Below are 15,554 nucleotides of genomic sequence, written 5' to 3'. Positions count from 1 at the left end.
ATCCATCACTCTTCCCCTTGCAAAAGCAATCCATTCCCCCTTTCTCCTCCAAAATATGGTATAGTAGAATTATACTATCTATGAGGAGTTTACATGTCACAGGATAAACAAATGAAAGCTGTTTCTCCCCTTCTACAGCAAGTTATCAATATCTCATCGATTGTCGGTGGGGTTGGGAGTTTGATTTTCTGTATTTGGGCTTATCAGGCTGGGATTTTACAGTCTAAGGAAACCCTCTCTGCCTTTATCCAGCAGGCAGGTATCTGGGGGCCACCTCTCTTTATCTTTTTACAGATTTTACAAACGGTCGTCCCTATCATTCCTGGGGCTTTGACCTCGGTGGCTGGAGTCTTTATCTACGGGCACATCATCGGGACTATCTACAACTATATCGGCATCGTGATTGGCTGTGCTATTATCTTTTATCTAGTGCGCCTCTATGGGGCTGCCTTTGTCCAGTCTGTCGTCAGCAAGCGCACCTATGACAAGTATATCGGTTGGTTGGATAAAGGCAATCGTTTTGACCGTTTCTTTATCTTTATGATGATTTGGCCCATTAGTCCAGCTGACTTTCTCTGTATGCTGGCTGCCCTGACCAAGATGAGCTTCAAGCGCTATATGACCATCATCATTCTGACCAAGCCCTTTACCCTCGTGGTTTATACCTACGGTCTGACCTATATTATTGACTTTTTCTGGCAAATGCTTTGACACATAAAAAATCCGTTTGGTTTCCCAAGCGGATTTTTAGAGTGTAGATTGACTATAGCTTGATACTAAATATACTTTGGTATGGAAATCATGCCTATTTTTCGATAGTGAGGTGAGGACTTACCTAGCCTTTCCGCCGTGATAGAAACACCTGAAATCTAATGGTTTCAGGTGTTCGGAAACTTTGAGACATTAGGCTCAAAGTTTAGGTATGGAATTTCGAAGAAAGTCGCTACCGTCCGTAATCACTTAAGGAAAGGCTCAAAATTATTGCTTTCAACCACAAAATCCGTTTGGTTTCCCAAGCGGATTTTGTGCTTTATTTTGAAACTTCTTTTGCAAGAACAAAGTTCCCAAGTGTAGCAGAACCATTTCCTGCGACTGCTGGTGTCACGATGTATTCACGCACATCAGGTACTGGTAGGTAACCATTGAGAAGAGATGTAAATTTCTCACGGACACGGTCCAGCATGTGTTGTTGAGCCATAACCCCTCCACCAAAGACAATCACGTCTGGGCGGAAAGTCACTGTCGCATTAACCGCAGCTTGAGCGATATAGTAGGCTTGAACATCCCAAACAGGGTTGTTGAGTTCAATGTTTTCCCCACGTACACCTGTACGAGCTTCCAAACTTGGACCAGCTGCATAGCCTTCCAGACATCCCTTATGGAAAGGACAAACACCGTTGAATTCTTTTTCAATATCCATTGGATGTTTAGCCACATAGTAATGACCCATTTCAGGGTGACCCACACCACCGATAAACTCACCACGTTGGATAACACCTGCACCGATACCTGTACCGATTGTGTAGTAAACCAAGTTTTCGATACGACCACCAGCATTGTTACGAGCAACCACTTCACCATAAGCAGAGCTGTTTACGTCTGTAGTGAAGTACATTGGCACGTTGAGGGCGCGACGAAGGGCACCAAGCAAGTCTACATTTGCCCAGTTTGGTTTTGGAGTCGTCGTAATAAAGCCATAGTTTTTTGAGTTTTTATCAATATCAATCGGACCAAATGAACCAACTGCAAGACCAGCAAGATTATCGAATTTTGAGAAGAACTCGATGGTTTTATCGATTGTTTCGATTGGAGTTGTTGTTGGAAATTGCGTTTTTTCTACAACGTTAAAGTTTTCATCACCGACAGCACAGACAAATTTTGTACCGCCCGCTTCCAAGCTTCCATATAATTTTGTCATGATAAACCTCTTGTTTTTATTTTCTTTATTATAGCATATTTCGAAAGTCTAAATTTCTCTATTTTTTAGATTTTCCTCTGTAAATCTTAACATTCAAGCAAAAACGAACAAACAGGTCATTTGTTCGTTTTCACATTAGATAGGATTGATTAGATTTTCACTTCAATAACGGCATCACCCTTAGCAACTGAACCTGTTGCGACTGGAGCTACTGAAGCGTAATCAGCTGTATTTGTAACGATAACCATTGTTGTATCATCAAGACCAGCTGCAGCGATTTTGTTTGAGTCAAATGTTCCAAGAACATCGCCAGCTTTAACCTTATCACCTTGAGCAACTTTTGCTTCAAAACCTTCACCATTCATAGATACAGTGTCAATACCAACATGGACCAAAACTTCAGCACCATCAGTTGTCTTCAAACCAAAAGCGTGTCCTGTCGGAAAGGCAATTGAAACTTCAGCATCAGCTGGTGCATATACCACACCTTGACTTGGTTTCACAGCGATACCTTGTCCCATAGCTCCGCTTGAGAAGACTGGGTCATTGACATCCGCAAGAGCAACAACATCACCGACGATAGGCGTTACAAGTATTTCATTTTGAAGAGTTGCTGGAATATTACCAGTTGTTTCTTCTTGGACCAAACGTTCTGTCGCTACTTCAGTAGCAACTTCTTTTTCATCCTCATAACCAAACATGTAAGTAAGGGCAAAACCAAGGGCAAATGATACAGCTACCATAAGAAGGTATTGTGGAAGTTGTCCGTTACCAATGTAAAGCATTGTACCAGGGATGATAGTGATACCATTACCAGTACCAGCAAGTCCAAGGATTGAAGCCAATCCACCACCGATTGCACCAGCAATCAATGAAAGGAAGAATGGTTTACGGAAGCGCAAGTTCACCCCGAAGATAGCAGGCTCTGTAATACCGAGGAAGGCAGAAAGAGCCGCTGGGAAAGCAAGTGTTTTCAGTTTTGGATTTTTAGTTTTAACACCAACCGCAACAGTCGCAGCACCTTGAGCTGTCATAGCAGCTGTGATGATAGCGTTGAATGGGTTAGCATGGTCAGCAGCAAGCAATTGCACTTCAAGTAAGTTGAAGATGTGGTGCACACCTGACACGACGATCAATTGGTGAACCCCACCAATCAAGAAACCACCTAGACCAAATGGCATGCTAAGGATCGCTTTTGTAGCGATAAGGATATAGTTTTCAACAACGTGGAAGACTGGTCCGATGATAAAGAGTCCAAGGATAGACATAACCAAAAGTGTCACGAATGGTGTTACCAAAAGGTCAATCACATCTGGAACAACCTTGCGGACAGCTTTTTCAAATTTAGCTCCGACAACCCCGATGATGAAGGCTGGAAGAACGGAACCTTGCAAACCAACAACAGGGATGAAACCAAAGAAGTTCATAGCTGTTACTTCACCACCTGAAGCAACTGCCCAAGCGTTTGGAAGTGAGCCAGAAACAAGCATCATACCAAGAACGATACCAACGGCAGGATTTCCACCGAATACACGGAAGGTTGACCACACAACCAAACCTGGCAAGATGATAAAGGCTGTATCTGTCAAGATTTGTGTGTAAGTTGCAAAGTCACCTGGAAGTGGCATTTCAAGAGCGTTGAAAAGACCACGAACACCCATGAAGAGACCTGTCGCTACAATAACTGGGATGATTGGAACGAAAACGTCACCGAAAGTACGGATAGCACGTTGGAACCAGTTCCCCTGTTTAGCAGCTTCTGCTTTCATGTCATCTTTAGATGATGTTGGCAAACCAAGTGCAACAACTTCATCGTACATTTTGTTGACTGTACCTGTACCAAAGATGATTTGGTATTGACCTGAGTTAAAGAAAGCACCTTGAACTTTATCCAAGTTCTCAATCACTTCTTTATTGATTTTTCCTTCATCTTTGACCATGACACGTAGACGAGTCGCACAGTGGGCAACACTGTTGACATTTTCACGTCCGCCCAAGGCATCGATGACTTTTTTTGCAATTTCCTGATTATTCATTTGCAAAAATCTCCTTATATAAAATTTTGTTCTTGTTTGAAAGCGATTTTATCCGCCCTTACGACTATTATTTTATCATGTTTCAAAAATATGTCAAGCGTTTTGCAGAAAAATATTCTATCCACTTAGTGGACACGCTTTAGATTGATTGTTTTTGACTATTTTATCAGGTATTCCTTGAAAAAATAAGTTTAGAATCATGATTAAAAAGGCTTTAATTTCATTATCTTTCATATTTTCGTAAAAAGTTGATTGATTTTCTGATTTTAATTTATGATAAACGTTTGACAGTTTTTTCTCTTTTTTAACATAAAAGGCTTGCATTTTTTATCGAAAACGGTTACTATTAAAAGTGATAAGATTTTTGGAGGAATGAATGAATGGAATGGACAACTGAGCGTCGTTACAGACTTTATCAAGATTGGACGCAAGAAGAAATTCAACATATAAAGGAAAATATGGCTCAATCTCCATGGCATACTCATTACCATGTTGAGCCAAAAACAGGACTTCTCAACGATCCAAATGGCTTTTCCTACTTTGATGGGAAGTGGGTTGTTTTTTATCAAAACTTTCCTTTTGGTGCAGCCCACGGTTTGAAATCTTGGGTTCAATTGGAAAGCGAGGACTTAGTTCACTTTAGAGAAACTGGAGTCAAAGTTTTTCCTGATACTCCATTAGATAGCCACGGTGCCTACTCTGGTTCTGCCATGCAGTTTGGCGATAGCTTGTTCCTATTCTATACAGGAAATGTCCGTGATGAAAACTGGATTCGTCATCCATATCAGATTGGGGCCTTGATGGACAAGGATGGTAAGATTACGAAGATTGACAAGATCTTGATTGACCAGCCTGCTGACTCAACTGACCACTTCCGTGACCCACAAATTTTTAACTTCAAGGGTCAATATTATGCCATCGTCGGTGGACAGGACTTGGAGAAAAAAGGCTTCATCCGTCTCTACAAAGCTATTGACAACGACTACACAAACTGGCAAGCCGTTGGTAACCTTGACTTTGCTAACGACCGCACTGCCTACATGATGGAATGTCCAAATCTGGTCTTTGTAGGCGAGCAACCTGTCCTTCTATACTGCCCACAGGGATTGGATAAGAAAGTTCTAGACTACGATAATATCTTTCCAAATATGTATAAGATTGGGGCTTCCTTTGACCCTGAAAATGCTAAAATGGTAGATGTGTCTCAACTTCAAAACATGGACTATGGTTTCGAAGCCTATGCAACTCAAGCCTTCAACGCTCCTGATGGACGTGCTCTAGCTGTTAGCTGGCTTGGCTTGCCTGATGTTTCCTATCCATCTGACCGTTTTGACCACCAAGGAACCTTCTCTTTGGTCAAAGAACTCACTATCAAAGACGGTAAACTCTACCAATTCCCAGTCGCAGCTGTCAAGTACCTTCGTGCCTCTGAAGAAGCCTTCTCAAATCGTGCCCAAACTAAGAACACTTACGAACTTGAACTCAGCTTGGAAGCTAATAGCCAGAGCGAGATTGTCTTACTAGCTGATCAAGAAGGCAAGGGACTTTCCATCAACTTTGACCTTGTAAATGGTCAAGTGACAGTGGATCGTAGCCAGGCTGGTGAACAGTACGCCCAAGAATTTGGGACAACTCGTTCTTGCCCAATCGATAACCAAGCTACTACTGCTACGATTTTCATCGATAACTCTGTCTTTGAAATTTTCATCAATAAAGGAGAAAAAGTATTTTCCGGTCGTGTCTTCCCACATGCGGACCAAAATGGTATCCTGATTAAATCTGGAAACCCAACTGGAACTTACTATGAATTAGATTATGGTCGCAAAACTAACTGATGTCGCCAAACTTGCAGGCGTCAGCCCTACTACCGTTTCTCGGGTTATTAATAAAAAAGGGTATCTATCTGAAAAAACCATTCAAAAGGTAAATGAAGCCATGCGAGAATTGGGCTATAAACCCAACAACCTAGCTCGTAGTCTGCAAGGAAAATCAGCTAAGTTAATCGGTTTGATTTTCCCAAATATTTCCAATGTTTTCTATGCAGAATTGATTGATAAACTGGAACACCAACTCTTCAAAAATGGTTACAAGACCATCATCTGCAACAGTGAGCACGATTCTGAGAAGGAACGCGAGTACATCGAAATGTTGGAAGCTAATCAGGTGGACGGCATCATTTCTGGTAGTCACAACTTGGGAATCGAAGACTACAATCGCGTGACGGCGCCGATTATTTCCTTTGACCGAAACTTGTCTCCAGATATTCCTGTCGTTTCCTCTGACAACTATGCTGGTGGGGTTCTTGCTGCCCAGACCTTGGTTAAGACAGGCGCCCAATCTATCATCATGATTACAGGGAATGACAATTCCAATTCGCCAACTGGACTACGTCACGCTGGTTTTGCTTCTGTACTCCCCAAAGCTCCTATTATCAATGTTTCCAGTGACTTTTCTCCTGTCAGAAAAGAAATGGAAATCAAGAATATCTTAACTCGACAAAAGCCAGATGCCATCTTTGCTTCAGATGATTTAACAGCTATTCTGGTCATTAAAATTGCTCAAGAACTGGGCATTTCTGTCCCTGAAGAGCTCAAGGTCATCGGCTATGATGGGACTTACTTTATCGAGAACTACTACCCTCAACTGGCGACCATCAAGCAACCCTTGAAAGAGATTGCCTGCCTCACTGTTGACCTACTCTTGCAGAAGATCGAAGGTAAGGAAGTCGCGACAACTGGTTACTTTTTACCAGTTACTCTTTTACCAGGAAAAAGTATTTAAGCACAAGAAAACTCAGACCAATTGGTCTGAGTTTTTTTATGATCTTAAGTTTTCGAGATAGCGCTGGGCAGTCTCTAAGTTAAAGGTTTTATCTGCTATAAGGCGCTCGACTAGGGGAGCTACCTCGGATTCACTAGCACCTGCGAGAAGTGCTAAGGATTTGGCCTGCAATTTCATATGTCCCTGCTGAATACCCGTACTCACCAAGGCTTTGAGGGCCGCAAAGTTTTGGGCAAGCCCGATAGACACGATAAGCTGGGCTAATTCTTTGGCAGAAGGATTTCCCAGTAATTCATGACTGAGGGCTACACGAGGGTTGAGACCGATAGAGCCACCCTTGGTCGCTACAGGCATGGGCAGGGTCATCTCACCGACCAATTCTTCTCTTTCAAGATCCAGTGTCCAGCGACTAAGACCTTGGTAGCGTCCATCTCGACTAGCAAAGGCATGAGCTCCTGCCTCAATGGCACGCCAGTCATTACCAGTGGCTATTAAAATGGCATCTATACCATTAAAAATCCCTTTATTATGAGTAGCAGCTCGGTAAGGATCAGCCTGCGCAAACTGACTAGCCAAGGCTATCTTCTCCGCAATTTCTCGTCCTTGATCCTTTTGGCGGCTCAAGTATCGAAAGGCGACACGACAGCTTGCAGTCACCAGAGAATCGGTCGCGTAATTAGACAGGATGCCCATGAGACTCTGTCCCTGACTGAGTTCTTCTAAGACTGGTTTCAATGCTTCCAGCATGGTGTTGAGCATATTGGCTCCCATGGCTTCTTGGGTATCAACATGGAGATAAACAACAAGGAAGTCTTTTTCGCCTTTTATCTGCTCGACATGCAAATCACGCGCCCCACCTCCACGTTTGACAATAGAAGGATAGGCTTGATTGGCAAGTTCCAAGAGCTCAGTCTTTTTGTTTGCAATCTTCTCTTGCGCTTGTTCAGGATTAGCAACTTGATAAAGAGCTACCTGCCCAATCATCTGGCGCTCATGGACTTGAGCGTTAAAACCACCTGCTCGCTTGATGATTTTGCTGGCATAGCTGGCCGCAGCAACCACTGAGGGTTCTTCTGTCACATAAGGAACTGTGTAATCCTGACCATTCACCAAAAGCTCTGGAATAATGGAATAAGGCAGAGAAAAAGTTCCCACCACATTCTCACTCAGCTGGTCTGCAACAGCCAAGCTGACTTGTTCATCCTGCTCCAGACTCCTTTGCTTTTCAGGACTAAGGAGCGCCTGAGCTCGCAACAACTCAAGGCGCTCATGGTATGATTTTTTAGAAAATCCATTCCAACTTATCTTCATTATTTTTCAACCTTGCTATAACGGCGTTGGTGATTGAGAATTTCAACCAAGGCAAAATCTTGATTTTCATAGCCAGCAAACTGGGCAGAATTTGTTTCATCTAAGTCTACTTCCTCAAAGAAGACTTTTTCATAGTCTGAAACAGATAGGACAGTTCGTTGGTTGAGCTTGTTCAAGCGGTCTTTATCCAGATAAGCTTCATATCCTTCAACCAATTCACCACTGAAGAACTCAGCCACAGCACCACTTCCATAACTATAAAGGGCGATTTTATCTCCAGCCTTCAAAGTCTCCGCATTTTCCAAAAGAGATAGGAGACCGAGGAAGAGGGAACCTGTATAGATATTCCCAATCATCTGACTGTAGAGAATTGATTTGTCAAAGTTTTCTTGTAGATTATCCTTTTTTTCCTGCGGTAGATTCTTGTCCATCATCTTGCGCAAGCCTTTTAGGGCCAACTTAGGATAAGGCAAGTGGAAACAGATGGCCGCAAAATCATTCATAGTCCAATCATAGCGTTTCCTGTACTCATCCCAAGTTGTCGTAAGACTATCAAGATATTGCTGAGTCGAATACAAACCGTTTACAAAAGGAGTACTTGAATAGTTAGGACGCCAGAAATCCATGATATCACGGGTCTGAGCCACATTGTCATTATTAAAGGCCATAATGCGTGGATTTTGTGTAATCAACATGGCTACACTTCCAGCGCCCTGAGTCGGCTCACCAGGAGTCTCCACACCATACTTGGCAATATCACTCGCAATAACTAATACCTTGGACTCTGGAGAATTCTCCACATGCAATTTAGCATAATGAAGGGCAGCTGTTGCTCCATAGCAAGCTTCCTTGATTTCAAAGCTACGAGCGAAAGGCTGAATACCTAATACCCCATGAACAAAGACCGCCGCAGCTTTACTCTGGTCAATTCCTGACTCAGTCGCAACGATGACCATGTCAATTTCTTCTTTTTCTTTATCAGTCAAAATCGAGTTACTTGCACTCGCCGCCAAGGTTACGATGTCCTCAGTCATGGGCGCAATACTAATTTCATTTAACAAGAGTCCCTTGCTAAATTTTTCGGGGTCCACTCCCCTCGCTACTGCTAAATCTTGTAATTTCAAGACATATTGACTGGTTGCAAAACCAATCTTATCAATACCGATTGTCATATTTACCTCTGTTTTTTCATTCATTGTAAAAAATCGTTCTATACTATTTTATCACAAATAGGAATAAAAGAGAGAAAAAAGACTTGATTCACCAAATCAAGTCTGTTTAAGAAAACATCAAAAGGAAGCTTTCCTATGATTTTGAATATAATAATAAAGCTTTAAAATAACCGTCCCGCTTGCCATACCAATAGAGATTACTAAAGCCAACATGACAACCAAGGTTGCACTTGCAATTGCATGATTATAATCTCCAGTAACAAAAAAAGCAGTCGTCCGATAAGATAAATAGCCTGGGACTAAGGGAGCTAAAATTGCCAATACAAAAACAACCACCGGTGTCTTATAGAGAATACTTAAAATTTGACTAATACAAGATCCTATTACCGCAGCTATAAAAGTAGCTACAATGACATTTGTAGGGTCCTTGAGTAAAATATACAGAATCCAGACGCCCATCCCAAGAATACCAGCAGGTAACAACATAGAGCGCTGTACATTCAAAACAATTAAAAAAGTAATAATAGCGAGTAGGCTCGCAATGGCTTGTAGTAAGATAGTTGTTAGTGTCATATTAGGTCATTAATACTAGGGCTACAGAAGTACCAGCCCCTAAGGCGAGGGTAATGAGCAAAGATTCAAACATCTTGCTCATACCAGAATTGATATGATTTGTCATGATATCCCGTACGGCATTTGTCAGAGCAATTCCTGGTACAAAAGGCATGACTGCTCCTGCTATAATCAAGTCTGCCGTTGAAGGAAAGCCTGTGTAACGAACCCAAAACTGGGCTATCAGCCCAAAGACAAAGGCTCCAGCAAAGGCTGTTACAAAAGGAATTCGGATAAATTTTTCCACATAGAGGGAAAAGGCAAAACCAAATAAGGTAGCTACTCCTGCCCCAAGTGCATCGTAGATGTTTCCACTAAACATAACCGAAAAGAAAGGGGCACTAAAGGTCGCAGCCAGAGTCACCTGCAACTTGGTATAGGGAAGGGGTTGGGCTTGCAAGACCGTCAATTGCTTGAAGGCTGTCTCTAAATCAATTCGCCCCCCAACCAGTTGACGAGAAATCTGGTTGACATCGCAGACTTTTTCAATGTTATAAGAAGAGGAAGTCACGCGCTTCATACGCGAAATATTGGTATTTTCAATTGAGAAAAAGATAGCGGCAGGCATAGCTAGAACATTGCAATCCAAAATTCCCTGCGAATGCGCAATACGAATCATGGTATCTTCTACACGATGAATCTCTGAACCACTTTTAAGGAGAATGGTTCCTGCTAACATAATGACATCGATGACGGCATTTAACTCTCTCGATTCGTCCATTTTTTTCTCCTTTTAGTTACTTTCTCTATTCTATCACAAAAATTCAATTTAAAAAAATCTTTGTCATAATATCATGACAAAGATCGGCTTATTATCAAGGAGTTTCATGGTTTCCTTCACTACTTGGTTGACTTGGTGTAGGAACCGTTCCTTGTTGATTACCTTGCTGGCCACCTTGTTGATTACCTTGATTTGGAGTAGTGGTGGAACCTTGGTTACCACGTTGAACTGGCGTTGAAGAGGAACTTGATGGTGGTGTTTTGGGTTTATAAATCGAAATTTTAATACGTGTGCTGGCTAGATCAATTTTTTCACCCGCTTTTGGAGTCTGATCCACAACCTTTCCTTCTGCTGTTCCTTCAGGAGCAGTTGACACTTCAACAACTTCAATATTAGCCTCTTTCACCCCAACAATTTGAATCAAGTTATTTTTAGTGAATTCAAGACTTGAACCGATATAACCCGGCATGGTTACACTAGTTACCTTTTTAGCAACTGTTAAAACAATCGTACTAGCCTTTGATAAGTCATACGTAGTTCCTGCTGCTGGTGTTTGTCTTAGAACCGTTCCTGGTTCACTTTCGCTGGATTCTTCCTCTTCCATCTTAATGAGATTTTCAGGAACCTTCTTATCCTTAAGTTCAGCTACAACATCAGTATATTTCCGACCGACATAATTACTCAATTGGAAAGATTGCTTACCAGAAGAAACAATCAAATTGACCTTTGTCCCCTCTTTTCGACTACTACCCGCTTCAGGATCTGTTCGAATGACACGTCCTTCTGCTACTGTATCACTAGCTTCTGATTTTTCTTCACCTGCTTCGAAATTAGCTTTTTTAAGAGCCTCTTTAGCTTCAGCAACAGTTTGCCCAGCCACATTCGGAATGGAAATTGTTGCCGGTGTTCTAGAGAAAATCCAGATTAAAGAAGCAGCTACTAATAGAACACTTGCCAAAATAATCAAATATCGAGCTTTAAATTTCCGCTTTTTCTTTAGTTTTGGCGTAGGCTCTTGCTCTTCGACCTGCGGAGTCGCTTTTTTTACTTGAAGAGGTTCTCCTTGCACCGGAGCTTTAGGAATAGAAGTCAGAGTACTTTGAGGAACCTTTGGCAAAGTTTTGGTATCCGCCTTAGTCGCATCGTCAAAGACCAACTTTGATTCATTACGACGATTGTAAGATAAACTGCTAGACAAATCCACATACATCTCAGCAACTGATTTGTAGCGGTCTGTTAATTTCTTGGCAGTTGCCTTGATAACAACATTCTCTAAAGCCTGAGGCACAGATGGATTTTCAGCTATAACCGACGGCAGTGGTTTCTGGAAATGCTGGAGGGCGATGGTCACCGCACTATCCCCATCGTAAGGGATATGGCCTGTCAACATCTCATAGAAAATAATCCCCATGGCATAGATATCACTCTGCACAGTTGCTTTAGAACCACGCGCCTGCTCTGGCGATAAATAATGAACCGAACCCAGCATTGAGTTAGTTTGAGTCAGACTCGTCTCAGCAAAGGCTACTGCAATCCCAAAGTCTGTAACCTTGGCAGTCCCATCTGGAGTCAAAAGGATATTTTGCGGTTTTAAATCTCTGTGAACAATCCCTCGAGTATGGGCTAAGCGCATAGCCAAGAGGATTTGTCCCATGATTCGAATCGCTTCTTCATTTGAAAGAGGGTGATGTTCCTTGATATAGCGTTTGAGGTCAAGTCCTGCTACGTACTCCATAGCTAGGTACTGTTGTCCCTCTTCTTCACCGATATCTGTAATCCGAACGATATGAGGATGGTCCAAATCCGCCATGGCTCTCGCTTCCCGCTGGAAACGCGCCACAGCAATCGGATCTGTCTGGTAGTTGGTCCTCAGGACCTTCACTGCCACTTCTTCCCCGTCTAGAATCAAATCCTTGGCCAAGTAAACATCTGCCATGCCCCCTCGACCAATCTGTTTGATAATTCGATACCGCCCGGCAAAAATCTTGCCGATTTGGATCATTTTGCATCCTCCTCGTTCATAGAAACAAGGGCAACCGTAATGTTGTCTAACCCACCTGCATTGTTTGCAAAACGAATCAAGGTTGCTGCCTTATCTGCCAAAGAAATATCGCTGGTTACGATATCATAGATTTCACTTCCTGAAATCATATTTGTCAAGCCGTCACTATTAAGTAAGAGATAGTCTCCTGGCTCGAGGGTGATCATTCCGAAATCAGGCTGAATTTCGTCTTTTTGACCGATAGATTGAGTAATAATATTTTTCTGTGGGTGGCTAGCTGCTTCTTCAGGTGTCAATTGACCAGCCTTGAGCAATTCATTGACCAAGGAATGGTCGCTCGTTAACTGGTGGTATTCTTCTCCACGAATTAAACCGATACGAGAATCTCCAATGTGGGCATAAATAGCCTGATTGTCAATAATAGCAACAGCCTCAAGGGTTGTTCCCATTCCTTTATAAGCTTCATCTTGTCCCAATTGGTTAATCTTTTGATTTTCAATTTCTAGATAGTGAGCAAACCACTCACGAACTTCATTGACTGTATCAATTTGTGTATCAACCCAGGCTACACCTAGGTCTGTTACTGCCATCTCACTAGCGATATTCCCTGCGCGATGACCTCCCATCCCATCAGCTAGGATAATCATTGGACGTCCTGCGCGATTAATAAAATGGTTGACATAGTCTTGGTTATTTGTTCGTTTCTGACCAACATCTGTTAATAATGAAATTTCCATGTGTTAGTTCCTTCCTAATCCGATATCTTGCGAAATTGACTGATGAAGAATCCATCACTTCCATACAATTCAGGTGTGATGAGGATACAGCCATCTTTCATGATATCCTTACATTCATGTTCTAGTGTTACCTGCTCAAATTCAGGATGACTTTCTAAAAATGCCTGTACGACTTGAAAATTCTCCTCTGAGACAATAGTACAGGTACTATAAGTTATTATACCACCTTTGCGTAGTGTTTGACAAACACTACCTAATATTTCTAGCTGAATTTCCTGCAAGGACGCGAAATCTGCCGTTTCTTTATTGTATTTGATGTCTGGTTTGCGGCGCAGAAGACCAATTCCTGAACAGGGAGCATCCACCAAAATCTTATCAAATGAATCCTGACCAAAAAACTCATGCACCTTTCTGGCATCTAATTTTTGCGTTTGAACCCGATCTGCAACTCCTAAACGTTGGGCATTTTCTTGGATTAAGTCCAACTTATGGTCGTACAAGTCCAGAGCAGTAACCTGACCTGTCGTGAGATAAGAGGCTATATGGGCTGTTTTCCCACCCGGAGCCGCACAGGCATCTAGAACCTGCTCATTACCTTGTAAATCAAGAGTGGGAGCAACCAGCTGACTGGACTCGTCTTGGATGGCAATGGTTCCATCTGCAAACAAATCATGGCCTGCAAAATGCCCCTGCTCCTTAACCAGACCAGAAGGAGACAAGGACGAATCACTGGCCTCCAACAAGGCTTGGATTTCCTCTTTTCGACTTAAATCAGTCACTCGGATGCTGGCCTTGTTTCGCACCAAAAGACTTTCAAAGATAGCTTGCGCTCGCTCTTCTCCGTATTCTTCTTTGAGCTTGGCAACTAGCCAAACTGGGAGAGAATAGGCAATGGAGTCACGCTTATTTTTTCGTTTGATGCTGGTGATATCTGGCCAGCCTTCACGTAAGATACGACGAAGGACGGCGTTGACCAATTTTTCACTGCCTTTTTTACGGACTTTGGCCAATTCTACTGCTTCATTGACCACAGCATGGTCTGGAATCTTGTTCAAATAGCGGAGTTGGTAGGCACTCATGAGAAGAAGAACATAAAGCCAACTGTTTAACTGGTCTCTGTCTTCGATAAAGTGGGATAGGTACCATTCCAGAGTCAGTTTACGGGCTACTGTTCCGTAGACCAGCTCGGTCACCAAACCCTTGTCTGCTGCTGAAAGTTGACTTCCCTTGAGATGCTTATTTAAGGCGATATTTGAGTATGCTTGATTGATAAAAACATCCTCTAATACTGCTAGGGTTAGACTTCTAGCCGTTTCTACTTTAGTCACCAAATCCTTCTCCTACAGTCAATGTCCGTCCAACTCCGTTGAGGAAGGAAGCAATGTCCATCTTAGGTTTACCAGCTGGCTGCACTTGTTTGAGGGATAAAGCCCCTTCAGCCGTTGCGACAATCAATTCTTTCTTGCCGATAGAGAGAATCTCTCCTGGGTTGCCTTGACCTTCTACTGGTAGGGCTTCATAAATCTTAAAGCGGTCGCCCTTAAGGAAAGTATGGGCAACAGGCCAGGGGTTCATGCCACGGATCTGGTTAAAAAGTTGACGATTGGTCTTAGTCCAATCTAGTTTTTCTTCCTCTGGCTTGATGTTTGGCGAGAAAGTAACCTGACTCGGATCCTGCGGTTCAGGTTTGATTTCTCCAGCAATGTAGGCAGACAGGGTATCCAAAAGCAAATCACGACCAACTAGCGCCAATTTCTCAAACAAGGTGCCGACATTGTCCTCATCCGTAATCGGAATACTACGACGAGAAATCATATCCCCTGCATCCATTTCCTTAACCATTTCCATAATGGTCACACCAGCTTCCTCATCCCCTTGAATCAAGGCATAATGGATAGGCGCACCACCTCGGTGTTTAGGAAGAAGAGAGGCATGAACGTTGACCGCAAAATCCATGCTATCAAGGAGTTTACTTGGGAGAAACTGCCCAAAAGCAGCGGTCACAATTCCATCTGCTCCTAACTTCATAAGATCTTCCATCTCTGGACTCCCAGATAATTTTTCAGGTTGGTAGATAGGAAGTCCTGCCTCTTTGGCAGCTTGTTTAACTGGGGTTTCTTGAATAACTTTTTTACGCCCAACAGCACGGTCAGGCTGGGTCACAACGGCTAGAATCTCATAGCGGTCATCTGTCAAAAGTCCTTTTAAGACGGTTGCTGAAAAATCGGGGGTTCCCATAAAAATTAATTTTGTCATATCTTCTC

At 42.6% G+C, this 15,554-nt stretch carries 13 protein-coding genes; 3 read left to right on the top strand and 10 right to left on the bottom strand.

Annotation, left to right across the window (positions count from 1 at the left end; translation table 11 throughout):
* The first annotated feature begins 93 nt into the window (after positions 1-93).
* Positions 94-711, top strand: a complete 618-nt coding sequence (locus EII37_RS05640) for a TVP38/TMEM64 family protein (RefSeq protein WP_000076168.1) — start codon at positions 94-96, stop codon at positions 709-711.
* A 319-nt stretch (positions 712-1,030) separates the two neighbouring features.
* Here EII37_RS05640 and scrK read toward each other — a convergent pair whose 3' ends face one another.
* Both scrK and EII37_RS05630 read right to left on the bottom strand, forming a co-directional pair.
* Positions 1,031-1,918, bottom strand: a complete 888-nt coding sequence (gene scrK / locus EII37_RS05635; protein ID WP_124787882.1) for a fructokinase ScrK — start codon at positions 1,916-1,918, stop codon at positions 1,031-1,033.
* A 149-nt stretch (positions 1,919-2,067) separates the two neighbouring features.
* Positions 2,068-3,954, bottom strand: a complete 1,887-nt coding sequence (locus EII37_RS05630; RefSeq protein WP_124787881.1) for a sucrose-specific PTS transporter subunit IIBC — start codon at positions 3,952-3,954, stop codon at positions 2,068-2,070.
* Positions 3,955-4,334: 380 nt separating this feature from the next.
* Between EII37_RS05630 and EII37_RS05620 the strand changes: the two genes are divergently transcribed.
* On the top strand, positions 4,335-5,789 hold the full coding sequence (locus tag EII37_RS05620) for a sucrose-6-phosphate hydrolase (protein ID WP_124787880.1): 1,455 nt from the start codon (positions 4,335-4,337) through the stop codon (positions 5,787-5,789).
* Entirely contained in the window at positions 5,770-6,735 is a 966-nt protein-coding gene (locus tag EII37_RS05615; protein WP_124787879.1) for a LacI family DNA-binding transcriptional regulator, read from the top strand. Before EII37_RS05620 ends, EII37_RS05615 begins: the two co-directional genes overlap by 20 nt.
* Before the next feature lie 36 nt (positions 6,736-6,771).
* Here EII37_RS05615 and EII37_RS05610 read toward each other — a convergent pair whose 3' ends face one another.
* From EII37_RS05610 to fmt, 8 genes are all read right to left on the bottom strand, one after another.
* Positions 6,772-8,046, bottom strand: coding sequence for a hydroxymethylglutaryl-CoA reductase, degradative (locus EII37_RS05610; RefSeq protein ID WP_124787878.1), 1,275 nt, complete (start codon positions 8,044-8,046; stop codon positions 6,772-6,774).
* Positions 8,046-9,218: a hydroxymethylglutaryl-CoA synthase gene (locus EII37_RS05605; protein WP_185695958.1), complete on the bottom strand. Its 1,173-nt coding sequence runs from the start codon at positions 9,216-9,218 to the stop codon at positions 8,046-8,048. The genes EII37_RS05610 and EII37_RS05605 overlap by 1 nt, the downstream gene beginning before the upstream one ends.
* Before the next feature lie 117 nt (positions 9,219-9,335).
* The gene (locus EII37_RS05600) at positions 9,336-9,791 is read right to left on the bottom strand and encodes a threonine/serine exporter family protein (RefSeq protein WP_124787876.1); all 456 of its coding nucleotides are present in this window, start codon (positions 9,789-9,791) and stop codon (positions 9,336-9,338) included.
* A gap of 1 nt (position 9,792) precedes the next feature.
* A complete protein-coding gene (locus tag EII37_RS05595) occupies positions 9,793-10,551 on the bottom strand; it encodes a threonine/serine exporter family protein (protein WP_124787875.1) in 759 nt (252 codons plus the stop codon).
* Positions 10,552-10,645: 94 nt separating this feature from the next.
* Entirely contained in the window at positions 10,646-12,553 is a 1,908-nt protein-coding gene (gene pknB / locus EII37_RS05590; RefSeq protein ID WP_124787874.1) for a Stk1 family PASTA domain-containing Ser/Thr kinase, read from the bottom strand.
* Positions 12,550-13,290 carry a Stp1/IreP family PP2C-type Ser/Thr phosphatase gene (locus EII37_RS05585; protein ID WP_124787873.1) on the bottom strand — a complete coding sequence of 247 codons (741 nt, stop codon included), beginning with the start codon at positions 13,288-13,290 and terminating at the stop codon, positions 12,550-12,552. Before EII37_RS05585 ends, pknB begins: the two co-directional genes overlap by 4 nt.
* Before the next feature lie 14 nt (positions 13,291-13,304).
* Positions 13,305-14,618, bottom strand: coding sequence for a 16S rRNA (cytosine(967)-C(5))-methyltransferase RsmB (rsmB, locus tag EII37_RS05580; protein WP_185695957.1), 1,314 nt, complete (start codon positions 14,616-14,618; stop codon positions 13,305-13,307).
* The gene (fmt, locus tag EII37_RS05575; RefSeq protein ID WP_124787871.1) at positions 14,611-15,546 is read right to left on the bottom strand and encodes a methionyl-tRNA formyltransferase; all 936 of its coding nucleotides are present in this window, start codon (positions 15,544-15,546) and stop codon (positions 14,611-14,613) included. Before fmt ends, rsmB begins: the two co-directional genes overlap by 8 nt.
* Between the last annotated feature and the right edge of the window lie 8 nt (positions 15,547-15,554).

The sequence above is a fragment of the Streptococcus sp. OH4692_COT-348 genome (assembly GCF_003859975.1).
Classification (GTDB): domain Bacteria; phylum Bacillota; class Bacilli; order Lactobacillales; family Streptococcaceae; genus Streptococcus.
This window is presented reverse-complemented; position numbering and strand designations above follow the sequence as displayed.

Excerpts from the sequence above, each read along its gene's own strand:
- EII37_RS05630 (WP_124787881.1), bottom strand. The coding sequence starts at position 3,954 with ATGAATAATCAGGAAATTGCAAAAAAAGTCATCGATGCCTTGGGCGGA.
- scrK (WP_124787882.1), bottom strand. The coding sequence starts at position 1,918 with ATGACAAAATTATATGGAAGCTTGGAAGCGGGCGGTACAAAATTTGTC.
- EII37_RS05605 (WP_185695958.1), bottom strand. The coding sequence starts at position 9,218 with ATGACAATCGGTATTGATAAGATTGGTTTTGCAACCAGTCAATATGTC.
- pknB (WP_124787874.1), bottom strand. The coding sequence starts at position 12,553 with ATGATCCAAATCGGCAAGATTTTTGCCGGGCGGTATCGAATTATCAAA.
- EII37_RS05640 (WP_000076168.1), top strand. The coding sequence starts at position 94 with ATGTCACAGGATAAACAAATGAAAGCTGTTTCTCCCCTTCTACAGCAA.
- EII37_RS05595 (WP_124787875.1), bottom strand. The coding sequence starts at position 10,551 with ATGGACGAATCGAGAGAGTTAAATGCCGTCATCGATGTCATTATGTTA.
- fmt (WP_124787871.1), bottom strand. The coding sequence starts at position 15,546 with ATGACAAAATTAATTTTTATGGGAACCCCCGATTTTTCAGCAACCGTC.
- EII37_RS05620 (WP_124787880.1), top strand. The coding sequence starts at position 4,335 with ATGGAATGGACAACTGAGCGTCGTTACAGACTTTATCAAGATTGGACG.
- EII37_RS05600 (WP_124787876.1), bottom strand. The coding sequence starts at position 9,791 with ATGACACTAACAACTATCTTACTACAAGCCATTGCGAGCCTACTCGCT.
- EII37_RS05615 (WP_124787879.1), top strand. The coding sequence starts at position 5,770 with ATGGTCGCAAAACTAACTGATGTCGCCAAACTTGCAGGCGTCAGCCCT.
- EII37_RS05585 (WP_124787873.1), bottom strand. The coding sequence starts at position 13,290 with ATGGAAATTTCATTATTAACAGATGTTGGTCAGAAACGAACAAATAAC.
- EII37_RS05610 (WP_124787878.1), bottom strand. The coding sequence starts at position 8,046 with ATGAAGATAAGTTGGAATGGATTTTCTAAAAAATCATACCATGAGCGC.